A 21,467-nucleotide genomic window follows, 5' to 3' on the forward strand; every position below is an offset into this window, starting at 1 on the left:
TCCCCGCCCCTTCCCGGACCCTTCCCCGACCAGGCGCACCGCTCCTCGACGAGGCGTCACCCCGCCTTGATGAACCCCTCCGAGACCAGCCAGTCCTTGGCCACCTCGTGCGGGTCCTCCCCTCGACGTCCACCTTGGCGTTCAGCTGCTGCGCGACCTCCGTCGTCAGCCGTGCGCTGAGCGGGTCCAGCAGTGCCGCGATCACCGGGTACTTGTCGAAGGTCGCGGTGTGGATGACGGGCGCCGCGTTGTAGTTGGGGAAGAAGTGCTTGTTGTCCTGCAGCACGTCGAGGTCCATCGCCTTGATCCGGCCGTCCGTGGTGAACACCTCACCCAGCAGGCAGGAGTTGGACTTCGACACCTGGGTGTAGACGATGCCGGCGTCCATCTTCTTGATGTTGCCGCCCGGGATCGACATCCCGTACGCCTTCTCCATGCCCGGCAGTCCGTCGTTGCGCGAGGCGAACTCGTTCTCCACGCAGATCGTCACCGCCGAGGGGTTCTTCTTCGTCAGCGCGGCGACGTCCGAAAGCGTCTTCAAGTGGTACTTCGCGTTGTTCTTCTTGCTGATGGCGAGCGCGTAGGTGTTGTTGAGGGTCGACTGCGGCAGCCACGTCACCCCGTTCTTCCGGTCCGCGGCGCGCACCGCCTCCCACTGCTTTTGCGGGTCGGTGATCGGCTTCGCGTGGCCCAGGTAGGTGATCCAGCCGGTGCCCGTGTACTCGTACATCGCATCGGCGTCGCCCTGGCGGATCGCCTCGCGCGCACTGATCGAGCCGGGCAGGTTCGTCCGGTCCAGCACCTCGGCCCCGGCGGCCTTGAAGATCAGGCCGATCATCTGGCCCAGGATGATGTTCTCGCTGAAGTTCTTCGACGTGACGGTCAGCGAGGCGCCGTCCAGCGGCGTGCCCAGCCCCGCGGAACCCGGGACCACGTCGTCGACCATCGGCGACCCGCTCTTCAGGCCGCACCCGGAGAGCGCCAGTGCCAGCACCACCGCCCCCGCCAGGCCGGTGCGCACGCCCGTCGCCCTGCGCCTTCGCTGCGGGCCCATCACCCCACCTCCAGTCCACGCGGCGTCAGCGCCAGCTCGACCAGTGAGGCCAGCCAGTCCACCAATAGCGCCAGCACCACCGTCAGCACGGAACCGAGCACCAGCACCGGCATCCGCTGGGTCTGGATGCCCGAGGTGATCAGGTCCCCGAGCCCGCCACCGCCGCCGAACGTCGCCAGGGTCGCCGTGCCCACATTGAGCACCAGCGCGGTCCGGACACCGGCCAGGATCAGCGGCACGGCGAGCGGCAGTTCGACCTTGCGGAGCGTCCCCATGGCCGACATGCCGATGCCGCGCGAGGCCTCCACCAGCGTCGGCTCGATCGCCTTCAGGCCGGCGACCGTATTGGAGAGCACCGGCAGCACCGCGTAGATCACCATGCCCGTGATGGCCGTCGAAGGGCCGATACCCAGCCAGATCACCAGCAGTGCCAGCAGGCCGATCGCCGGCGTCGCCTGCCCGATGTTGGCGATCGCGGTGACGACCGGCGCGCCCCTGCGCAGCCCCGGGCGGGTCAGCGCGATGCCCAGCGGAATGGCGATGATCAGCACCCAGAAGGTCGAGATGGCGGTCAGCCTGACGTGCTGCCACCACCGCAGCTGGACCGTGTCGCCGGCCAGTGAGTTCTCCGCGATCGAGTCGAGGGACACGTGGTTGATCCACACGTACGTGACGATCAGGACCACCGCGAGCGCCGCGGGCACCAGCATCAGCTTGCGCCAGGTGATCCGGCGCGGCGGCCCGGCCGGCGGCTGCGAGGGTTCCTCCTCCTCGTCGCGGAAGGCATGGCCCTTGACGTCGTGCTCGCCGGGCGGGCGGTCCCGGTCGGACGCGGGGACCGGGCCGCCGGGGCCGGGTGACTGAGGGGACGGGGACGAGGAGGGAGGAGTCATGCGTCCGCACCGCCCTCCAGCTCCTGCACGGTCTGGTGGGACCGCTGCTCCTCCAGCTCGTGCTGGTGCTCGATGGCGGTGAGCCGGTCGGCCTCCAGGAGCTCGTGCACGGAGTTCATCAGGGTGTGCATGTCGACGACGCCGATGAACTCGCCGCGTCGCCCGGTCACCGCGACCCGTCCGCCGCTGTCGGTGAGCACCGCCTCCAGTGCGTCGTGCAGCGTCGCGTCCCTGGTCACCGTGTCGTGCACCAGCTGCCCGGCACGCGCCAGCGAACCGCGGGCCCGCATCAGGTCACCGCGCCGCAGCCATTTGTAGGGGCGGTTCCTGCGGTCCAGCATCAGCAGTTCGTTGTGCGGTCCGCTGCGCAGCTTGTTGAAGATCGACTGGAGCGGGTCCTCGACGGTCACCGTCGGGAACTCGGCGATCTCCACATCCCGCACCCGGGTGAGGTTGAGCCGCTTCAGCGCCGCACCGGCGCCCACGAAACCCGAGACGAAGTCGTCCGTCGGGTTGGTGAGGATGGCCTCCGGGGTGTCGAACTGCGCGATGTGCGAGCGCTCGCGCAGCACGGCGATCCGGTCGCCCAGCTTGATCGCCTCGTCGAAGTCATGGGTGACGAAGACGATCGTCTTGTGCAGTTCGTGCTGGAGCCGGATCAGCTCGTCCTGGAGGTGGTCCCGGGTGATCGGGTCGACCGCGCCGAACGGCTCGTCCATCAGGAGCACCGGCGGATCGGCGGCCAGCGCCCGCGCCACGCCCACCCGCTGCTGCTGACCGCCGGACAGGGCGCGCGGATAGCGGCCGTGGAACTCGCGCGGGTCGAGGCCGACCAGGTCGAGCATCTCCTCGACCCGGTCCTTCACCTTCGACTTCGACCAGCCGACCATCTTCGGTACGAGGGCGATGTTCTCGGCGACCGTCATGTGCGGGAAGAGACCGGACGACTGGATCGCGTAGCCGATCTTCCGGCGCAGCTTCACCGGGTCCATGTCGGTGACGTCCTCGTCGCCGATCCGGATCCGGCCCGACGTCGGCTCGATCAGCCGGTTGATCATCTTCAGGGTGGTCGACTTCCCGCAGCCGGACGGACCGACGAGGATCACGGTCTCGCCGGCCTTGATGTCCATCGAGACGTTGTCCACGGCCGGGTTGGGATTGCCCGGATAGAGCTTCGTCAGGTTCTCCAGCTGGATGGTCGCGCCGGAGGTGGCGTTGACGGCCGGCTTCGGTTCGGTCTCTGCGGCGGTCTCAGACACGGATCCCCCTCGGGATGGTGAGCCGCCCCAGCAGCACGTACGCGGCGTCGAAGAGCAGGGCGAGGATGACGATGCCGAGCGTGCCCGCGAGCACCGAATTGATCGCGTTGGCGCTGCCCAGCGAGGCGATACCGCGGAAGATCTCGTTGCCCAGACCGGGCCCTGAGGCGTACGCGGCGATGGCGGCGATGCCCATCAGCATCTGGGTGGAGACCCGGATGCCGGTGAGGATCGGCGGCCAGGCGAGCGGCAGTTCCACCTTGCAGAGCCGGGCGATCCGCGACATCCCGATGCCCTTCGCCGCGTCCACGAGCGCCGGGTCGACGCCGCGTAGTCCGACGATGGCGTTACGGACGATGGGCAGCAGCCCGTACAGCGTCAGGGTGATGACGGTCGGCGCCACGCCGAGTCCGACCAGCGGGATCAGCAGACCGATCGCGGCGAGGGACGGAATGGTCAGGACGGTCGCCGTCGAGGTGATCGCCACCGAACCGCCCCAGCCGCTGCGGTAGCTGACCACGCCGATCAGCACACCCAGCGCGGTGGCGATGACCATGCACTGGAAGACGGCGCTGGCGTGCTGGAACGCGTCGGTGAGCAGCTGCTGGTGCCGATTGCCCAGATACGACCAGAAGCTCACGCGTCACTCCTCGGCTCAGTCGGTGTCCTGTGCGGCCTGCTCGACGAGCGGGATGATGCGCAGGGGTACGGGGTTCTCCATGACGATGGCCGTGGAGGCCCGGACAATGCCATCAAATCCGACAACCCGGTCGATCACCCGCTGGAGGTCGGCGTTGGAACGGGCCACCAGCCGGCAGAACATGTCGCCCTGCCCGGTGGTCGTGTGCAGCTCCAGCACCTCGGGTACGCCGCCCAAATGAGCCCGTACGTCGGCGCCTTGGCCCTGCTTGATCTCCAGCGTCGCGAAGGCGGTGACCGGATATCCGAGGGCCGCCGGATCGACGTCCGGGCCGAATCCGCGGATGACGCCATTCGACTGAAGACGGTCCAGCCGTGCCTGGACCGTCCCGCGCGCCACGCCGAGCCGGCGCGACGCCTCCAGTACGCCGATCCGCGGCTCGCGCGCCAGCAGCACGATGAGCCGCCCGTCCAGATGATCGATCGCCACGGTCCGCCTCCGGGGGTCACGGTGATGGTCACCATGTACAGATAGTCCGGCCATCATTGCTATCCACTGCACAGACTGCCCAGTGATTTCGCGAACTGTTGCGCATCTTGCGAAGCGGCGGGAACCTTCGGACATGACTGAGACGATGCACAGCACTCCCGGAACCGCCCGGCAGGCCGATCCCTTCCCGGTCAAGGGAATGGACGCGGTCGTCTTCGCCGTCGGCAACGCCAAGCAGGCCGCGCACTACTACTCGACAGCCTTCGGCATGAAGCTGGTCGCCTACTCCGGACCGGAGAACGGCAGCCGCGAGACCGCCAGTTACGTCCTGACCAACGGCTCCGCCCGCTTCGTCTTCACCTCCGTCATCAGGGCGACCACCGACCACGGCCGCTTCCTCGCCGACCACGTGGCCGAGCACGGCGACGGCGTCACCGACCTGGCCATCGAGGTCCCCGACGCACGCGCCGCCTACGCCTACGCCGTCGAGCACGGCGCCCTCGGCCTCACCGAGCCGCACGAGGTCAAGGACGAGCACGGCACGGTCGTGCTGGCCGCCATCGCCACGTACGGCAAGACCCGCCACACCCTCGTCGAGCGCACCGGCTACGACGGCCCCTACCTCCCCGGCTACACCGAGGCCGCCCCGATCGTCGAGCCGCCCGCCAAGCGGACCTTCCAGGCCGTCGACCACTGCGTCGGCAACGTCGAGCTCGGCCGGATGAACGAGTGGGTCGGCTTCTACAACAAGGTCATGGGCTTCACCAACATGAAGGAGTTCGTGGGCGACGACATCGCCACCGAGTACTCCGCGCTCATGTCCAAGGTGGTCGCCGACGGCACGCTCAAGGTCAAGTTCCCGATCAACGAACCGGCCGTCGCCAAGAAGAAGTCGCAGATCGACGAGTACCTGGAGTTCTACGGCGGCGCGGGCGTCCAGCACATCGCGCTCGCCACGAACGACATCGTCGCCTCGGTGCGCGCGATGCGGGCGGCCGGCGTCCAGTTCCTGGACACCCCGGACTCGTACTACGACACGCTGGGTGAGTGGGCCGGCGAGACCCGGGTGCCCGTGGAGACCCTGCGCGAGCTGAAGATCCTCGTCGACCGCGACGAGGACGGCTACCTGCTGCAGATCTTCACCAAGCCGGTCCAGGACCGGCCGACGGTGTTCTTCGAGATGATCGAGCGCCACGGCTCGATGGGCTTCGGCAAGGGCAACTTCAAGGCCCTGTTCCAGGCCATCGAGCGCGAGCAGGAGAAGCGCGGCAACCTCTGAGCCGACGCGGCACACCACGACGGGCGGGCCGGAATCGGCCCGCCCGTCGTGGTGTGCCGGATCAACGCCGCGCCTCAGTGGCCGGCCGGTGAATGCCCGGCGGCCGGCTTCACCGCGGAGTGCGAGGCATGTCCCGCGTCCTCCGCGGCCGGCTTCCGCGGGCTCGGCTGCGCCTTGCGCGCCTGCGGCCCGCAGCCGGTGCCGGAGCCTGCGCCGCCGGCCGGCCGGGCTCCGCGGCGGGCGCCGCCGGCCCCACCGGGTCCGGGGCCGGCAGCGGCTCGGGCGCCTGCGAGGGCTCGGGCGCCGGCAGCGGAGCCGGCTGCATGTCCTGCGGGCCGCCGGCCGGCGGCAGCCCCATGGTGTCCAGCGCCTCCTGCGCCCTGGGGGCGTCCAGCGGCGAGAACTGCGGGTTGGTGCGCAGCGCCTCCTCCAGATGGCGGCGGGCCGGCCCGAAGTCCCGCAACGCGCGCTGGATCATGCCCAGGTGGTACGAGTAGCCGGCGTTCCGGCCGCCCGAGTCGACGGCCTTCTGCGCGTACTCCTGAGCCGAGTCCGAGTCGCCCGAGCGGTGCAGCGCCCAGCCCAGCGCATCCGCCACCGCCGCGCTGCGGTGGCCGCGGTCCCACTCCGCCCGCAGCAGCTCCACCGCCGCGGCCGCGTCGCCGTGGGCGGCCTCGAAGCGGCCCAGCAGCAGGTCGTCGTCCACGCCCTGGCTCTTGGCACGGGCCAGCGCCTTGCGCAGCTGCGCGTACTGGTTGACGGAGTCGCCGTCCAGGCCGAGCGACTCGTACAACTCGCCCAACTCCAGCATGTATGCGGGCCGGGGCGACTTCGCCAGCGCCGCCTGGTAGTCCCGCTGGGCCTCGTCGGTGCGGCCGAGGGCCGCCAGCGCACGCGCCCGGCCGGCCAGCGAGGGGTGATGGGCGCGGTCGGTGCGCAGCGCGGCCCCGTACTGGGCGACGGCCTCCTCCGGCTCGCCCCGCTCCCAGGCCAGTTCGCCCAGCCGGGACAGGCAGGCCGCCTTCTCCGCCGGGGTCTTCGCCCGGTTCGCGGCGTCCTGCGCGGAGGCGAGCGCGTCCTCGCGCCAGCCGCGGTCGCGGTACATCTCGGCGGTCCGGCCCAGCGACGGAACACCGGACCGCAGCGCCGCGTACTTCTCCACCGCCTTGGTCGCCGACTTGAGGTCACCGAGGCCGTTGTACGCGTCGATCAGCTCCGGGTACACCGTCCACTGCTTCGGCAGCCGCCCCCGTACCGTCTCGCCCCACTTCTTCGCCGTGACGAAGTCGTGCCGGGCGTTGGCGAGCGAGGCCAGCCCCACCCAGGCCGCCTCGTTCCCGCGCTCACCCGGCTGCACGTTCAGGGACCGCTTCAGCGCCTGCTCGGCCCGGGTGTAGTACGCCGCGTCCGCGGCACGGTGGCCCCACTCCACGTACGCCGACCCGAGCACCGCCCACGACTGCGCGTCCGAGGGATGCGTGCCCACCCACTTCTGGCGGTCCCCGATGAGCGCCGTCAGATCGGAGAGCGAGGCGGGCGAGCCCGCGGCCGTCGCCGTCATGGCCCGTGACACCGGACCGGCCAGCGGCGCGGCGTCCTTGTCGTCGTCGGGCACGGCGACCACCGCACCCGTCACCAGCACCGCGCCCGCCACCACGCCGAACGCCGCCCGGCGCAGGGTCGTGCGCAGCGAGGCGGGGGGTGGTTCGGCCAGGGACGCGAAGTCCGGCGGCAGCGCGGGCGGGGACTCGTAGGGCGGGGCGTAGGCGGTCTCGGGGGAGTGGTCCGGCCCGGGGGCCGTCTGCGGCTGCTGTGGCGTGACGTCCATACCGATCACTCTGCGTCAGTACGACTAACACACAGCGCCTTGCGAAGGCAGCCGCATACGGGTTCACACCAATGGGCCCGGGTGTCAGTCTTGGATCATGGACGATCTTCTCGAACTACTGCGTGCGGGTCTGCCGGCCGAGGCGCTGATCACCGATCCGGACATCACCGCCTCCTACGCCAACGACATGGCGAGCTTCTGCGACGCGGGCACCCCGGCCGTCGTCGTGCTTCCGCGCACCGTCGAGCAGGTCCAGCACGTCATGCGCACCGCCACGGCGCTGCGCGTCCCGGTCGTCCCGCAGGGCGCCCGCACCGGCCTGTCGGGCGCGGCCAACGCCTCCGACGGCTGCATCGTGCTCTCCCTGGTCAAGATGGACCGGATCCTGGAGATCAGCCCCGTCGACCGGATCGCCGTGGTGGAGCCGGGCGTCATCAACGCGGTGCTGTCCCGGGCCGTCGACGAGCACGGGCTGTACTACCCGCCGGACCCCTCCAGCTGGGAGATGTGCACCATCGGCGGCAACATCGGCACCGCGTCCGGCGGCCTGTGCTGCGTGAAGTACGGGGTCACCGCCGAATACGTCCTCGGCCTCAACGTCGTCCTCGCGGACGGACGCCTCCTCACCACCGGCCGCCGCACCGCCAAGGGCGTCGCCGGATACGACCTCACCCGGCTCCTCGTCGGCTCCGAGGGCAGCCTCGGGATCGTCGTCAAGGCAGTGCTCGCGCTCAAGCCGAAGCCGCCACGGCAGCTCGCGCTGGCCGCCGAGTTCCCCAGCGCGGCGAGCGCCTGCGACGCGATCTGCCGGATCATGGAGCGGGGTCACACCCCGTCACTCCTCGAACTGATGGACCGTACAACAGTCCACGCCGTCAACAAGATGGCGAACATGGGCCTCCCCGAGACCACCGAGGCGCTCCTGCTCGCCGCCTTCGACACCCCCGACCCCTCGGCCGACCTGGCCGCAGTCGCCGAGCTCTGCACCGCCGCGGGCGCCACCGAGGTCGTCCCGGCGCAGGACGCGGCCGAGTCCGAGATGCTGCTCCAGGCCCGGCGGATGTCGCTCACCGCCCTGGAGGCCGTCAAGTCGGCGACGATGATCGACGACGTGTGCGTACCGCGCTCCAGGCTCGGCGCCATGCTGGAGGGCACCACGGCCATCGCCGAGAAGTACGGGCTCACCATCGGCGTCTGCGCGCACGCCGGCGACGGCAACACCCATCCCGTCGTCTGCTTCGACCACACCGACGCCGACGAGTCCCGGCGGGCCCGCGAGTCCTTCGACGAGATCATGGCGCTCGGCCTCGAACTCGGCGGCACGATCACCGGCGAACACGGCGTGGGAGTCCTGAAGAAGGAGTGGCTCGCCCGGGAACTCGGCGAGGTGAGCGTGGAACTGCACCGCGGGATCAAGGCGGCCTTCGACCCGCTGGGGCTGCTCAACCCGGGCAAGGTGTTCTGACCGGCGCACGCCTGTCAACTCTCCCCGTCCTGCGACTCGTCCGACGGCCAGGGATCACTCATCCACAGGTCGTCGGCGGGCAGCGGGGCGAGCAGCTCGGCGAGGCCCTCGTCGATGCCGAGCCGCTCGGTCTCGGTGCCCGGCGGAACCACCCGCAGCGTCCGCTCCACCCACGCGGCCACCGCGGCGGACGGCACCTCCAGCAGGGCGTTGCCGTCGGGCGAGGTCAGCGCCACACAGATGACGCCGCGCCCGTCGATCTTGGTGGGCCAGATCCGTACGTCCCCGTGCCCGCACGGCCGGAACACCCCCTCCACCAGCAGATCGCGGGCGAACGTCCAGAACACCGGGGCGTCGGAGCCGATGTGGAAGGTGATGTGCACGGCGTACGGGTCCTGTGTGCGATACGTGAGCCGGGCGGGCACGGGGATGCTCCGCTCGGGCGACAGGACCAGGTTGAGCTCCAGCTCGCGTTCCACGACGGTGTCCATGGGGTGCGTCCTTTCGATGCCTGCGGGCCGGTTCCTCGACCGGCCCGCACAGGGGAGAGCGCACTCCCCGCCATCCATTACGCGACTTCGGGAGAAAAGTTCGGCGTGACCGGAAAGTGGTCCAAACACCCGGACCGGCACGGGGGCACGCGGGTGTCTGATAGATGTGGACCCTTGTATTGAGGCCTCGAAGAGATACGGGACCACGGTGATGAGCGCCCCAACCCCGGCACCCGGTGACGAAAGCCCCCGCGAGGGGTACTACCCCGACCCGTCCATTCCCGGATACGTCCGGTACTGGAACGGCGCTTCATGGGTGCCCGGCACGAGCAGGCCCGCCCCGCAGCAGGGCGAGGCGATGCCCGTGGCACCCGCCGAGGACGCGGCCGGACCGCATCCGCCCGGCCCCGCGGCGGTCGACGAGACCGGACCGCTCTTCTTCGACGAGGAGCCGTACGACGACGGCAGCCGGCCCGAGCCCTCGACCGCCTGGCAGGCCGACGCCTCCCGGCAGACCGGCTTCGGCGGCGACCGCGACCGCCGGGTCTCCTGGGGCGGCACCGGACAGCCCGCACAGCCGGAGCCGGGCCCCGACCCGCGTACGTCCGCGGGCGGTTCCCCCGCGGCCGGCACTCCCACGGACCACTCCCCGGCCGCGGAGCGCACCGACCGCACCCCGGCCGACCCGCGCCGGCCCGCCCAGGCCGACCCGACCGGCGGTGCGCTGCCGGGCATGCGGGACGGCGGCGGACAGGTGGCCGAGAACACCGTCGCCATCCGGGTCGCCCGCCCCGGCCGCTCCGGCGGCGGCAGCCGTGACACGGGGCGTCCGCCCGCCGACGGCACGGTCACGATCCGCGCCGTGGGCCCGGCCGGCCGGACGCCGGGCCCGCGCGACGCGGAACAGCCGCCCGTCGAGGGGACGATGACGATCCGCGCGATCGGCCCCGCCGCCGACGCGGCGCAGGCCTCCGCGTCCGCCGCACCGGCCACGCCACGGGCCTCCGCGCCCGCTCCAAGCCCCGCGCAGCAGTCCGCGCCCGCCCAGGACCCGGCCCGGCTCAACAGCCCGCTCACGCCCGGCCCCGGCGGCGGTTCCACCTCCTGGGCCCAGCAGGCCCGGCCCGAACAGGCCGCCCGGCCGCAGCCGCAGGCGTCCGCACCGCAGCAGCCCGCGTTCCCCCAGCAGTCCCAGCCGCACCCCGGAGCCCAGGAGCCCCGGCGCGACCAGCCCGTCGTGCCCTGGAAGCCCCCGGTCGACGACCACTTCCAGCAACTCGCGGCGGCTCAGGCGGCGGCCCGGCCGGCCGCGCTCGGCAAGCGGTTCGCGGCCCGGCTCATCGACACGGTCGTGCTGGGCGTGCTCGTCGGCGCCCTCGCGGTCCCCCTGGCGACGCAGGCCGCGGACCACATCAACGAGAAGATCGACGCGGCCAAGCTGTCCGGCGAGACGGTCACCGTCTGGCTGCTGGACTCCACCACGGCCGGCCTGGCCGGCGTGGTCCTCGGCGCGTTCCTGGTCCTCGGCGTCCTCCTGGAGGCGCTGCCGACCGCGAAGTGGGGCCGTACGCTCGGCAAGAAGCTCTGCGGACTCGACGTCCGGGACATCGAGTCCCACGGGCCGCCCACGTTCGGCGCCGCGCTGCGCCGCTGGCTGGTCTACGGGGTGCTGGGCCTCCTGGTGATCGGGGTGGTCGACGTGCTGTGGTGCCTGATCGACCGGCCGTGGCGCCAGTGCTGGCACGACAAGGCGGCCCGTACCTTCGTGGCCGGCTGAACCTTCGCGGCCGGCTGAGGGGCGCCCGGGCGGGCCGTACCGGAACCGCCCGACGGGCCCCGCGCCGACCCGTGCGGCTGACGGCTCATCGGGTGAGGGCCGTCGGGTGGTTTCCGTTCCCCCGAACGCACCTGAGCCGTTGCGGGCGCCCGGGCGGCGGGGTGCACTGCCCCCATGAGCAACGATCAGCCGACGTCCGGTCAGCCGCCCGAGGACGACCCGTTCCTCAAGAAGCCGCAGGAGCCCCAGCCGCCGTCGTCGGGCTCGCCCTACGACAGCGCGCCGCCGCCGCCGCCTCCGCCGCCGTACGACCCCGGCCCTCCCGGCGGCGGTCAGTTCGGTGCCGCGGACCCGCTGGCGGGCATGCCGCCGCTCGCCGAGCCCGGCAAGCGCATCCTGGCCCGGCTGATCGACTTCCTGATCATCTCGATCCCGCTGTACCTGATCTCGTTGTTCTGGGGTGGCGCGGTCGAGGTGTCGGACAACAACGACGACGACGTCAGCGACATGTTCGCCCAGACCTACAGCGGTCATCAGCTGCTCTGGTCGCTGATCGCCCTGGTGATCTACGTCGCGTACGACACGTACTTCACGCACAAGGACGGCCGCACCCTCGGCAAGCGGCTGCTGAAGCTGCGGGTCGCGATGCTCAACGACGGCAGCGTGCCGGACACCGGCAGCTCGTTCCTGCGGGCCGTGGTGCTGTGGCTGCCGGCGCTGCTGTGCTGCCCGTGCCTGTGGTGGCTGATCAACATCGTGCTGATGTTCACGGACAAGCCGTACCGGCAGGCACTGGAGGACAAGGCGGCCAAGACGGTGGTGGTGACCACCAACTGAGGCCTGTCCCGCCGGGGGAGTGTGTCGGCACTCCACCCGGACGGGCCGGTCCTCAGCGCCGCAGCGAGTGCTCGCTCACCCGCTCCGCGGCGGCGCGTGCGGCCGGGATCGTGCTCTGTGTGCGGCCGGGGGCCTGGCCCCCGGCTTCGGCAGCGGCGGGGCGGGCGCCCTGGTGTGCGGATACCGCGGCCCCCGTCGTCGCCGCTTTCGCCGTGCTCCGGCGCGCCGGGGCGGGCACGGTGACGGCGACCAGCAGGCCGAGTGCCAGCGAGGCCGTACAGACCGCGGCGATACCGAGAACCGATTCGGTACGTGACAGCAGCAGCATGGCGAGGGTCGCGAAGACGACGGTGACCGAACCGTAGGAAAGCTGTGCAGCTGTAGGACGCGGCATGGCGTTATCCGTCCTCGGGACGTCGGATGGGCGGTCTCTCAACACGGTCGCACTGTCAAACGACTCTACGACGGTGGATGCCCTGGAGGAACGGGTAGTAAGCGTAACCTAACCCACAGTGCCGGAGCACAGGGGGCGCACGGAGTCATTCTGCGCGCCAATCCAGGGCTTTGACGCGCCGGTTGGGTGCGGAGGAGTCGTCCGGATAGCGGAAATGTGCTCCTGCATAGTGCACTTGGTCTGTTCAAGTCAAGGTCTGTCTTTTCTCGCGTAACTCCGGTCGAATGTCGTCACTTGTGACGCGTTTCCGCGCGCGGCCTCTTCACACTCCCGGGCCGCGGCCGCGGGCGCCGGGGAGGACTGCATCACGTGATCATTAAGAGACGGGCGCTTCGCACCGGGGCGGTTGTCGTGGCCATGGCCGCGACCGCCGCCACCGCATCCGCCTTCGCCACCGCTCAGGCTGATGACCAGGCGTCAGGCAAGGCTGCCTCCAGCATCGACCGCCGGGACCCGGGGTCGGCCAAGGGCAACGCGCACAACCTGGACGGCCCCTTCAGCAAGCAGCAGGACGCCCAGCGTCAGGCCGCTCTGGAGCAGGTCATATCCGGCGACAAGAAGGTGACGACCCGCGGCGGCTCCAACGTCGTCAAGCTCGACGACAGCAAGTACGTCGAGCTGGGCCGCGAGAAGACCGACAAGATCTTCACCATCCTGGTGGAGTTCGGCGACAAGGTCGACAACACGACCACGTTCGACCCGGACGGCGACGGCCCCAAGCCGCCCGTTCCGAAGTACGGCGGCACGGCGGGACCGGCGCACAACAAGATAGCCAAGCCGGACCCCAAGAAGGACAACAGCACCGCCTGGCAGGCCGATTACAACCAGGCCCACTTCCAGGACCTGTACTTCGGTGAGGGTGCCGGCAAGAACTCGCTCAAGACGTACTACGAGAAGACGTCCTCCGGGCGCTACTCGGTCGACGGCGAGGTCTCGGACTGGGTCAAGGTCCCGTACAACGAGGCCCGCTACGGCTCGAACTACTGCGGCTCGACCAACTGCGCCAACGCCTGGGACATGGTCAAGGACGGCGTGAACGCCTGGGCCGCCGACCAGAAGGCCAAGGGCCGTACGCCCGAGCAGATCAAGACCGATCTCGCCAAGTACGACCAGTGGGACCGCTACGACTTCGACGGCGACGGCAACTTCAACGAGCCGGACGGATACATCGACCACTTCCAGGTCGTGCACGCCGGTGAGGACGAGTCGGCAGGCGGCGGCACCGAGGGCACCAACGCCATCTGGGCGCACCGCTGGTACGCCTACGGCACCGACGCCGGCGCGACCGGCCCGGCCGACAACAAGGCCGGCGGCACCCAGATCGGCGACTCCGGCATCTGGGTCGGCGACTACACCGCGCAGCCCGAGAACGGCGGCCTGGGCGTCTTCGCCCACGAGTACGGCCACGACCTCGGCCTGCCGGACCTGTACGACACCACCAACACCGCCGAGAACTCGGTCGGTTTCTGGTCCCTGATGTCGGCGGGCTCCTGGCTCGGCACCGGTAAGAACAGCATCGGTGACCTGCCCGGCGACATGAACGCCTGGGACAAGCTCCAGCTGGGCTGGCTCAACTACGGCGAGGCCAAGGCCGCGACGAAGTCGACCCACAAGCTGGGCGTGTCCGAGTACAACACCAAGGACAAGCAGGCGCTCGTCGTCACGCTGCCCGACAAGGCCGTCACCACCGCCGTCACGACGCCCGCCGAGGGCGCCAAGCAGTGGTGGAGCGACATGGGTGACAACCTCAACAACACCCTGTCCCGCCCGGTCGACCTGACCGGCAAGGCCAAGGCCTCCCTCGACCTCGCCGGCTGGTGGGACATCGAGAAGGACTACGACTACCTCTACACCGAGGTGTCCGACAACGGCGGCACCAGCTGGACCGCGATCGACGGCACCGCCGACGGCAAGCCGCTCCCGCGCGACGCCAGTGACAAGCCGTCCCTGACCGACGTCTCCGGCAAGTACCAGAAGCTCTCGTACCCGCTGGACGCCTATGCGGGCAAGAAGATCGACGTCCGCTTCCGCTACGCCACCGACGGCGGCGCCGGCGGTGTGGGCTTCGCGGCCGACACCATCTCGGTCACCGCTGACGGCGCCAAGCTGTTCACGGACAACGCCGAGGGCGACGACAACGGCTGGACCAGCAAGGGCTTCTCGCGGGTCGGCTCGTCGTTCACCAAGGACTACCCGCAGTACTACCTCGCGGAGAACCGTCAGTACGTCAGCTACGACCAGACCCTCAAGGTCGGCCCGTACAACTTCGGCTTCTCGCAGTCCCGTCCCGACTGGGTCGAGCACTACCCGTACCAGAACGGTCTGCTCGTCTGGCTCTGGGACACCTCCCAGAAGGACAACAACGTCTCCGCCCACCCGGGCAAGGGCCTGATCCTGCCGGTCGACGCGCACGCCAAGCCGCTGAAGTGGGCGGACGGCACGGTCCTCCGTAACAAGATCCAGCCCTTCGACGCTCCGTTCAGCTGGTACCCGACCGACGGCTTCACGCTGCACAACGCGGACGTGGCCACGAAGATCAAGCCGCAGCTCGGCGTCCCGGTCTTCGACGACCACAAGGGCACCTACTGGTACAAGGAGAACAAGACCGGAAGCGTGCAGGTCGCTGACACCAACACCAGGATCTCGATCGTCAGCGAGCCGCTCAGTGGCTCCACGATGACCGTCCAGGTCGGCGCCTCGCACAAGTAATCCCGCATCACCGCAGGTCAAAGCATGATCGGCCGTCGCCCTCTAGCGGGCGGCGGCCGATCGTGTTTAGGTGCCTCTTGTTCCATTTCTTATTGACACGATGTCTCACGGGGGAGCGCGGAGTATGGCAGGCGGAGGATTCAGCAAGTTGCCGAACGGCAGTGTGGTCGTCGCGATCACGCTGCCGAGTCCGGCGGAGGGCGTGGGACCGGACACCCCGGTACGCGTCCTGGTGCACGCGGCGAACCGGGCCCGTGCACTGACCAGGCTGCGCAATCTCGGACTGCGCGCCGTCTACCTCCGCGGCAACGCCGAGCCGCCCACCCCGGACGAGATAACCGCCGTCCTGCACCACCCGGACGGCCTGCTCTGGCGCGCGAGACCCGAGCGGGCCCAGGAGCTCTGGCACCCGATCCGGGCGCTCCTGAGGCCCGCCCTGCCGGCCCGCCGGAGCTGACCGCTCACACCACGGGCTTGCCGGAGAGCACCACGCCGGCCTCCCGGAGCTCCACCAGCGCCCGGTCCGTCGTCGCCTCGGCGACGCCCGCGGTCAGAGCGAGCAGTACGTGCGTGGCGAAGCCCTCACGGACCGCGTCCAGCGCGGTGGCGCGGACACAGTGGTCGGTCGCGATGCCGACCACGTCGACCGCGTCCACCCCGCGGTCGCGCAGCCACTCGGCCAGCCCCACGCCGTTCTCGTCCAGGCCCTCGAAGCCGCTGTACGCCGCGGCGTACGCGCCCTTGTCGAAGACCGTGTCGATCGCGCCGGAGGCGACCGCGGGCGCGAAATTGGGGTGGAAGCCCACGCCTTCCGTGCCGGCGACGCAGTGCGCCGGCCAGGAGCGCTCGAAGTCCGGCGCCTGCGAGAAGTGGTCGCCGGGGTCGATGTGGTGGTCACGGGTGGCCACCACGTGCCGGTAGCCGGGCTGGGCCTCACCGATCAGATCCGTGATGGCGGCGGCGACATCGGCACCCCCCGCCACCGCGAGGCTCCCGCCCTCACAGAAGTCGTTCTGGACGTCCACGACGATCAAGGCGCGGTGCATGGCGGGTGTCCTTCGGTGGGGGAGGGAACAGCGGTCACGGGGATGACCCCGAGCCTAGAGACTCCGGCCCCGCTTAGGGAGAGGCGGGTCGAACCGGCAAAATCAGGCCCGCACGGCGCAACGGGGCCGAGGCGGTACTACGGAGCGTGTCCGGCTGGCGCGGACAAAGCGGTCACCGGACGGACCTAGGGTCTCTCGTTTGGATCAGGCCGGGCTCGCGTGCCCCGGCCTGCTCCAAACGAAAGACCCTGGCCCCCGCCGGTACCCGGCGCCGGACGGACCCCGCCCCCGCCGGTACTACCCCGCCCCCTCACACGTACTCGGTGGGGATCACCGGCTCGCCCCGCGACAGCTGCATCGCGGACATCGGCAGCCCCGCCCGCGAAGCGATGTGCCGCTCCCGGGCCGCGTCCAGCGGCTCCCGCGCGACGACCTCGCCGTCCTTGACCAGCTCCACCAGCAACTGCCGGCCGGCCAGCTCCGGCGGCACCGGGCCGGTGCCGATCACCTCGGCCTCGGCCACCCCGTCCTCGTCGAGCCGGCGCGCCGCCCACTTGCGGCCGCCGATCGAGGACTTCGCGCCCATCGACTTCTTCGCCACCGGCCGCAGCGGGTCCGCCGGGTCGGCGGAGGAGGCCCGGGCGACCAGCTTGTAGACCATCGAGCAGGTCGGCTGGCCGCTGCCGGTCACCAGCTGCGTGCCCACCCCGTACGCGTCCACCGGCGCCGCGGCCAGCGACGCGATGGCGTACTCGTCCAGATCCGAGGTCACCACGATCTTCGTCTCCGTCGCCCCGAGCTCGTCCAGCTGCTGGCGCACCCGGTGCGCCACCAGCAGCAGGTCGCCGGAGTCGATCCGGACGGCCCCCAGCTCGGTCCCGGCCACCTCGACCGCCGTACGGACCGCCGCCGTGACGTCGTACGTGTCGACCAGCAGCGTCGTGCCGCGCCCCAGCGAGTCCACCTGTGCCAGGAACGCGTCGCGCTCGGAGTCGTGCAGCAGGGTGAAGGCGTGGGCGCTCGTCCCGACGGTCGGGATGTTGTAGCGGAACCCCGCGGCCAGGTCGGACGTGGTGTCGAAGCCGCCGATGTACGCGGCGCGGGCCGAGGCCACCGCCGACAGCTCATGGGTGCGCCGCGCGCCCATCTCGATCAGCCGGCGCCCGCCCGCCGCGGCCGACATCCGCGAGGCCGCCGCGGCGATCGCCGAGTCGTGGTTGAGGATCGAGAGGATCACCGTCTCCAGCAGCACGCACTCGGCGAAGGAGCCCTCGACCCGCAGGATCGGCGAGCCGGGGAAGTACACCTCGCCCTCCGGGTAGCCCCAGATGTCGCCGCTGAAGCGGTAGTCCGCCAGGTAGTCGAGCGTCGGCCCGTCGACGATGTGCTGGTCGCGCAGGAACGCGAGCATCTCGTCGTCGAAGTGGAAGTTCTCGACCGCGTCCAGCACCCGCCCGATGCCCGCGACGACGCCGTAGCGCCGCCCCTCGGGCAGCCGGCGGGTGAACGCCTCGAAGACCGAGCGCCGGTCGGCGGTGCCGGCCTTCAGCGCGGCCTGCACCATCGTGAGCTCGTACTGGTCGGTGAAGAGCGCTGTCGACGGCACACCGACCCGTCGCCCAAGGTCCGCAGAGTTCATGCCGGGGATGCTACCCCTATTTCGTCAGAGTGACGAGATGGGGGTGTCGCGCCCCGCGCGGTGCCGGGCCCGTTTGTGCGATGCACCCTCCCGAGTGGCAGCATGGGGTAGGTGAGCGTCGCCCCCGTAGAGATCGAACGTCCCGAATCGGCCGAGGAGAACCTCGTTGTCCCCGAGCCCGACGTCCCCTGGGTGACGCTGGTCCACAACGACCCGGTCAACCTCATGAGCTACGTGACCTATGTCTTCCAGGCCTACTTCGGCTACTCCAAGGACAAGGCGCACAAGCTGATGCTCGACGTCCATCAGAAGGGCCGCGCCGTCGTCTCCAGCGGCAGCCGCGAGGAGATGGAACGCGACGTCCAGGCCATGCACGGCTACGGGCTGTGGGCCACACTCACCCAGGACCGCAACTAGCGGCTCGCCGCACCCGCACCGACCCGCCCCCGCCCGTCCACCATCGGAGAGAACCCATGGCCGGCCACTTCGAGGCCACCCCCGGCGGCGGCGCGGCCGTCGCGCTCGACGAGGTGGAGATCGCGATCCTGCGCTCCCTCGCCGTCCAGCTGCTGGAGCTCATCGGTCCCGGCGACGAACCCGCCGAGGGCGAGGACCCGCTCGCCGCGCTCTTCGCCGAAGGCCCGAGCGAACCCCCGAGCGACCCCGCCCTGGCCCGCCTCTTCCCTGAGGCGTACGGCGACGACGACGGCGAACTGCGCGCCGCCTCCGCCGAGTTCCGCCGCTTCACCGAGAACGACCTGCGCACCCGCAAGCGCGACGACGCCCTGGCCGTCGTACGCACCCTCGACGGACTCTCGCCCGCCGGGGACGGCGGCGCCGTGCTCACGCTCACCGCGCAGGAGTGCCGCAACTGGCTCGGCTCCCTCAACGACCTGCGGCTGACGATCGGCACCCGGCTGGAGGTCTCCGACGAGGACGGGGCCGAGGACGGCTCGCTCTACCGGCTGCCCGACAGCGACCCGCGCAAGCCCATGGTCATGGCCTACCTCTGGCTCGGCGCACTCCAGGAAACGCTCATCGAGACGCTGATGTCGTAACGCAGCACTTATGCACCACTGCTCCGTGTTCGCTCAACGGACGCTCAAATCCGAATAACGATCGCGTCACCTGATCAGTCTTTTTTGCAGTGCCTGGACACTGTTGTCCGCTTTTTCCTGTGGCATGCGCCACATAATGTCCGGTGGATCACCCTGGTGCCCGTGATAAATCTTCACGACCACTCGGGGACGCCACCCCTGTTCCCGAGGGCGCTCAAGGCCGGCGACCGCCGGCGGCACTCCATCCATATCCGGGGGGATCAGGACCTGATCCGCAGCCTCTACGGCGCGGATCAGCGTGGAGAAAGGCGCACCACATGACATCGGCGCAGGTCGACAACGGACAGGGCGGCCGCAGGGCCCCCGAGGCCGCAGATGCCACCACCTCGGGCGAGGGCTACCAGCGCGCTCTCGGCGCCCGCCAGATCCAGATGATCGCCATCGGCGGAGCCATCGGCACCGGCCTCTTCCTCGGCGCCGGCAAGGCAATCGCCAAGGCCGGGCCCAGCCTCATCCTGGCGTACGCCATCGCGGGCCTGGTGATCTTCTTCATCATGCGGGCCCTGGGCGAACTCCTCATGTACCGCCCGGTCTCCGGTTCCTTCTCGGAGTACGCCCGTGAATTCGTCGGGCCCTTCGCCGGCTTTGTCACCGGCTGGACCTACTGGCTGTTCTGGGTTGTCACCGGAATCACCGAAGTGACCGCCGCGGCCCAGTACATGACGTTCTGGTTCGACATTCCGCAATGGGTGTCCGCACTGATCTTCACGATCATTCTGTACGGCGTGAACCTGATCTCCGTGAAGCTCTTCGGTGAACTCGAATTCTGGTTCTCGATGGTCAAGGTCACCGCCATCGTCGGCATGATCCTCATCTGCGCCGGAATCCTCACCCTCGGCTTCTCCGACGCCGGCGACACCGCGTCCGTCACCCACCTGTGGGCCGACGGCGGCTTCTTCCCGCACGGCATCTCCGGCACCCTGATGACCCTGCAGATCGTGATGTTCGCCTTCCTCGCCGTCGAGCTCGTCGGCGTCACCGCGGGCGAGTCCAAGGACCCGAAGACCGTCCTGCCCAAGGCCATCAACACCGTGCCGTGGCGCATCGCCGTCTTCTACGTCGGCGCCCTCATCATGATCCTCTCGGTGGTGCCCTGGACCGAGTTCTCGCCGGGCGTCTCCCCGTTCGTCGAAGCCTTCCAGAAGATGGGCCTCGGCCTCGGCGCGGGCATCGTCAACTTCGTCGTCCTCACCGCGGCGCTCTCCTCCTGCAACTCCGGCATGTACTCCACCGGACGCATGCTGCGCGACCTCGCGCTCAACGGACAGGGCCCGAAGGCCTTCACCAAGCTGACGAAGAGCGGCACCCCCCTCGTCGGCACCACCGTCTCCGCCGCCCTCATGCTCGTCGGCGTCTGGATCAACTACCAGTGGCCCGGTGACGCCTTCACCTACGTCGTCTCCTTCGCCACCATCTCCGGCATGTGGGCCTGGATCATGATCCTGGTCAGCCAGATCCGCTACCGCCGCCTCGCCGACCGCGGAGACCTCCCGCAGTCCTCCTTCCGGGCCCCCGGCGCCCCGTACACCAGCGTCTTCGCCCTCGCCTTCATCGGCATGGTCATCGTGATGATGGGCATCGACAAGGACGCCAGGATCTCGCTGTACTGCGCACCCCTGTGGGCCCTGATCCTCGGCGTCTCCTACCTGGTCCTCAAGGCCCGCAACCCCGACAACAAGGCCTTCGCCGGGCGCTGAGCCCCACGCCTCTCCCGGCGCCGGTTCCACGATGCGGGCCCCCGCGTACCACTCCTCGGTACGCGGGGGCCCGTCGTCCTATCCTGGCGCCATGCTGACCCTCACCCAGGCGCTGTACGACCAGATCGTCGCGCACTCCCGCGCCGACCACCCCGACGAGGCCTGCGGCGTGGTCGCCGGTCCGGCCGGAACAGGCCGCGCCGAACGCTTCATCCCGATGCTGAACGCGGCCCGCTCGCCCACGTTCTACGAATTCGACTCGGCCGACCTCCTCAAGCTCTACCGCGACATGGACGACCGCGACGAGGAACCCGTGATCGTCTACCACTCGCACACGGCGACCGAGGCCTACCCCTCCCGCACCGATGTCACCTACGCCAACGAACCCGGCGCCCACTACGTCCTCGTGTCGACCGCCGACACCGACGGAGCGGGCCCCTTCCAGTTCCGCTCGTACCGCATCGTGGACGGCGCGATCACCGAGGAGGAGGTCGAGGTCGTCGAGGCGTACACCGCCTCCTGACCTCGGCCCCGGCACCCGCCCCACCGGCCGGACAGGGCCGCCGAGCCCGGCCCTGTCCGCCTGTCGAACACCAAACATCCACTAGGTGAGATCACATTCCGGATCCCGGACCGGGAATCGATACGATGAGCGCATGGTTCCCCATGACGTGAGCGACAAGACGCCGGGCATGCTGCTCGTGGCGCGCCTGCACGTCGACCTGTGCCGGCTCTCCAGTGCGATCTGTACGAACGACCGGACCACCGGCCGCGAGGCCTGAGCCGGGCCGA

General features: G+C 70.1%; 20 protein-coding genes and 1 pseudogene. 11 read left to right on the forward strand and 10 right to left on the reverse strand.

Translation table 11 applies throughout. The features are described 5' to 3' along the window. Positions 1–56: 56 nt before the first annotated feature. The 5 genes and pseudogenes from LNW71_RS20265 to LNW71_RS20285 form a co-directional block, all read right to left on the reverse strand. Positions 57–946 (reverse strand): annotated as a pseudogene (locus LNW71_RS20265) (glycine betaine ABC transporter substrate-binding protein). 107 nt (positions 947–1,053) lie between these two features. After that, entirely contained in the window at positions 1,054–1,947 is an 894-nt protein-coding gene (locus tag LNW71_RS20270; protein WP_250969524.1) for an ABC transporter permease, read from the reverse strand. Beyond that, positions 1,944–3,206, reverse strand: coding sequence for a betaine/proline/choline family ABC transporter ATP-binding protein (locus tag LNW71_RS20275; RefSeq protein ID WP_250969525.1), 1,263 nt, complete (start codon positions 3,204–3,206; stop codon positions 1,944–1,946). The genes LNW71_RS20270 and LNW71_RS20275 overlap by 4 nt, the downstream gene beginning before the upstream one ends. After that, positions 3,199–3,846 (reverse strand): ABC transporter permease, encoded by a 648-nt coding sequence (locus tag LNW71_RS20280; protein WP_250969526.1) that lies wholly within the window; start codon positions 3,844–3,846, stop codon positions 3,199–3,201. The genes LNW71_RS20275 and LNW71_RS20280 overlap by 8 nt, the downstream gene beginning before the upstream one ends. A 15-nt stretch (positions 3,847–3,861) precedes the next feature. After that, positions 3,862–4,335, reverse strand: a complete 474-nt coding sequence (locus tag LNW71_RS20285) for an Lrp/AsnC family transcriptional regulator (RefSeq protein ID WP_250969527.1) — start codon at positions 4,333–4,335, stop codon at positions 3,862–3,864. 133 nt (positions 4,336–4,468) lie between these two features. Here LNW71_RS20285 and hppD point away from each other — a divergent pair, with 133 nt between their 5' ends. Continuing rightward, the gene (gene hppD / locus LNW71_RS20290; RefSeq protein ID WP_250969528.1) at positions 4,469–5,614 is read left to right on the forward strand and encodes a 4-hydroxyphenylpyruvate dioxygenase; all 1,146 of its coding nucleotides are present in this window, start codon (positions 4,469–4,471) and stop codon (positions 5,612–5,614) included. 109 nt (positions 5,615–5,723) lie between these two features. On the opposite strand, the gene LNW71_RS20295 is transcribed toward hppD, so the two are convergent. Further along, positions 5,724–7,442: a tetratricopeptide repeat protein gene (locus LNW71_RS20295; protein WP_250969529.1), complete on the reverse strand. Its 1,719-nt coding sequence runs from the start codon at positions 7,440–7,442 to the stop codon at positions 5,724–5,726. A gap of 97 nt (positions 7,443–7,539) precedes the next feature. Here LNW71_RS20295 and LNW71_RS20300 point away from each other — a divergent pair, with 97 nt between their 5' ends. After that, positions 7,540–8,907 carry an FAD-binding oxidoreductase gene (locus LNW71_RS20300; protein ID WP_250969530.1) on the forward strand — a complete coding sequence of 456 codons (1,368 nt, stop codon included), beginning with the start codon at positions 7,540–7,542 and terminating at the stop codon, positions 8,905–8,907. A 14-nt stretch (positions 8,908–8,921) separates the two neighbouring features. On the opposite strand, the gene LNW71_RS20305 is transcribed toward LNW71_RS20300, so the two are convergent. After that, entirely contained in the window at positions 8,922–9,398 is a 477-nt protein-coding gene (locus tag LNW71_RS20305) for an SsgA family sporulation/cell division regulator (protein ID WP_250969531.1), read from the reverse strand. A 211-nt stretch (positions 9,399–9,609) separates the two neighbouring features. Here LNW71_RS20305 and LNW71_RS20310 point away from each other — a divergent pair, with 211 nt between their 5' ends. Together LNW71_RS20310 and LNW71_RS20315 are read left to right on the forward strand one after the other, a co-directional pair. Further along, on the forward strand, positions 9,610–11,175 hold the full coding sequence (locus LNW71_RS20310; RefSeq protein ID WP_250969532.1) for an RDD family protein: 1,566 nt from the start codon (positions 9,610–9,612) through the stop codon (positions 11,173–11,175). A 174-nt stretch (positions 11,176–11,349) separates the two neighbouring features. Next, positions 11,350–12,012, forward strand: coding sequence for an RDD family protein (locus LNW71_RS20315; protein WP_250969533.1), 663 nt, complete (start codon positions 11,350–11,352; stop codon positions 12,010–12,012). A 52-nt stretch (positions 12,013–12,064) separates the two neighbouring features. Here the strand turns inward: LNW71_RS20315 and LNW71_RS20320 are convergent, their stop codons facing one another. Beyond that, on the reverse strand, positions 12,065–12,406 hold the full coding sequence (locus LNW71_RS20320) for a hypothetical protein (protein WP_250969534.1): 342 nt from the start codon (positions 12,404–12,406) through the stop codon (positions 12,065–12,067). Positions 12,407–12,775: 369 nt separating this feature from the next. On the opposite strand from LNW71_RS20320, the gene LNW71_RS20325 reads away from it, so the two are divergent. Both LNW71_RS20325 and LNW71_RS20330 read left to right on the forward strand, forming a co-directional pair. Further along, the gene (locus tag LNW71_RS20325) at positions 12,776–15,175 is read left to right on the forward strand and encodes an immune inhibitor A domain-containing protein (RefSeq protein ID WP_250969535.1); all 2,400 of its coding nucleotides are present in this window, start codon (positions 12,776–12,778) and stop codon (positions 15,173–15,175) included. A 124-nt stretch (positions 15,176–15,299) separates the two neighbouring features. After that, a complete protein-coding gene (locus LNW71_RS20330) occupies positions 15,300–15,632 on the forward strand; it encodes a hypothetical protein (RefSeq protein WP_250969536.1) in 333 nt (110 codons plus the stop codon). A gap of 4 nt (positions 15,633–15,636) precedes the next feature. Here LNW71_RS20330 and LNW71_RS20335 read toward each other — a convergent pair whose 3' ends face one another. Together LNW71_RS20335 and LNW71_RS20340 are read right to left on the reverse strand one after the other, a co-directional pair. Beyond that, a complete protein-coding gene (locus tag LNW71_RS20335) occupies positions 15,637–16,221 on the reverse strand; it encodes an isochorismatase family protein (RefSeq protein WP_250969537.1) in 585 nt (194 codons plus the stop codon). A 310-nt stretch (positions 16,222–16,531) separates the two neighbouring features. Beyond that, positions 16,532–17,860, reverse strand: coding sequence for a nicotinate phosphoribosyltransferase (locus LNW71_RS20340; protein WP_250969538.1), 1,329 nt, complete (start codon positions 17,858–17,860; stop codon positions 16,532–16,534). A 111-nt stretch (positions 17,861–17,971) separates the two neighbouring features. Between LNW71_RS20340 and clpS the strand changes: the two genes are divergently transcribed. The 5 genes from clpS to LNW71_RS36185 all read left to right on the forward strand — a co-directional run bounded on the left by clpS (position 17,972) and on the right by LNW71_RS36185 (position 21,457). Beyond that, entirely contained in the window at positions 17,972–18,277 is a 306-nt protein-coding gene (gene clpS, locus LNW71_RS20345; RefSeq protein WP_018555894.1) for an ATP-dependent Clp protease adapter ClpS, read from the forward strand. 56 nt (positions 18,278–18,333) lie between these two features. Continuing rightward, on the forward strand, positions 18,334–18,918 hold the full coding sequence (locus tag LNW71_RS20350) for a DUF2017 domain-containing protein (protein ID WP_250969539.1): 585 nt from the start codon (positions 18,334–18,336) through the stop codon (positions 18,916–18,918). A 317-nt stretch (positions 18,919–19,235) separates the two neighbouring features. After that, positions 19,236–20,675, forward strand: a complete 1,440-nt coding sequence (locus LNW71_RS20355; protein WP_250969540.1) for an amino acid permease — start codon at positions 19,236–19,238, stop codon at positions 20,673–20,675. Between the two features lie 91 nt (positions 20,676–20,766). Beyond that, the gene (locus LNW71_RS20360) at positions 20,767–21,198 is read left to right on the forward strand and encodes a M67 family metallopeptidase (protein WP_250969541.1); all 432 of its coding nucleotides are present in this window, start codon (positions 20,767–20,769) and stop codon (positions 21,196–21,198) included. A gap of 133 nt (positions 21,199–21,331) precedes the next feature. Further along, complete coding sequence (locus LNW71_RS36185) at positions 21,332–21,457, forward strand: putative leader peptide (RefSeq protein WP_285802165.1); 126 nt, start codon at positions 21,332–21,334, stop codon at positions 21,455–21,457. The last annotated feature ends 10 nt before the right edge of the window (positions 21,458–21,467 follow it).

The organism is Streptomyces sp. RKAG290, assembly GCF_023701695.1.
Taxonomy (GTDB): Bacteria; Actinomycetota; Actinomycetes; order Streptomycetales; family Streptomycetaceae; genus Streptomyces.

Bases quoted from the DNA above. Each gene is read 5' to 3' on its own strand.
- LNW71_RS20270 (WP_250969524.1), bottom strand. From the start codon at position 1,947: ATGACTCCTCCCTCCTCGTCCCCGTCCCCTCAGTCACCCGGCCCCGGC.
- hppD (WP_250969528.1), top strand. From the start codon at position 4,469: ATGACTGAGACGATGCACAGCACTCCCGGAACCGCCCGGCAGGCCGAT.
- LNW71_RS20295 (WP_250969529.1), bottom strand. From the start codon at position 7,442: ATGGACGTCACGCCACAGCAGCCGCAGACGGCCCCCGGGCCGGACCAC.
- LNW71_RS20300 (WP_250969530.1), top strand. From the start codon at position 7,540: ATGGACGATCTTCTCGAACTACTGCGTGCGGGTCTGCCGGCCGAGGCG.
- LNW71_RS20305 (WP_250969531.1), bottom strand. From the start codon at position 9,398: ATGGACACCGTCGTGGAACGCGAGCTGGAGCTCAACCTGGTCCTGTCG.
- LNW71_RS20310 (WP_250969532.1), top strand. From the start codon at position 9,610: ATGAGCGCCCCAACCCCGGCACCCGGTGACGAAAGCCCCCGCGAGGGG.
- LNW71_RS20315 (WP_250969533.1), top strand. From the start codon at position 11,350: ATGAGCAACGATCAGCCGACGTCCGGTCAGCCGCCCGAGGACGACCCG.
- LNW71_RS20320 (WP_250969534.1), bottom strand. From the start codon at position 12,406: ATGCCGCGTCCTACAGCTGCACAGCTTTCCTACGGTTCGGTCACCGTC.
- LNW71_RS20330 (WP_250969536.1), top strand. From the start codon at position 15,300: ATGGCAGGCGGAGGATTCAGCAAGTTGCCGAACGGCAGTGTGGTCGTC.
- LNW71_RS20335 (WP_250969537.1), bottom strand. From the start codon at position 16,221: ATGCACCGCGCCTTGATCGTCGTGGACGTCCAGAACGACTTCTGTGAG.
- LNW71_RS20340 (WP_250969538.1), bottom strand. From the start codon at position 17,860: ATGAACTCTGCGGACCTTGGGCGACGGGTCGGTGTGCCGTCGACAGCG.
- LNW71_RS20350 (WP_250969539.1), top strand. From the start codon at position 18,334: ATGGCCGGCCACTTCGAGGCCACCCCCGGCGGCGGCGCGGCCGTCGCG.
- LNW71_RS20355 (WP_250969540.1), top strand. From the start codon at position 19,236: ATGACATCGGCGCAGGTCGACAACGGACAGGGCGGCCGCAGGGCCCCC.
- LNW71_RS20360 (WP_250969541.1), top strand. From the start codon at position 20,767: ATGCTGACCCTCACCCAGGCGCTGTACGACCAGATCGTCGCGCACTCC.
- LNW71_RS36185 (WP_285802165.1), top strand. From the start codon at position 21,332: ATGGTTCCCCATGACGTGAGCGACAAGACGCCGGGCATGCTGCTCGTG.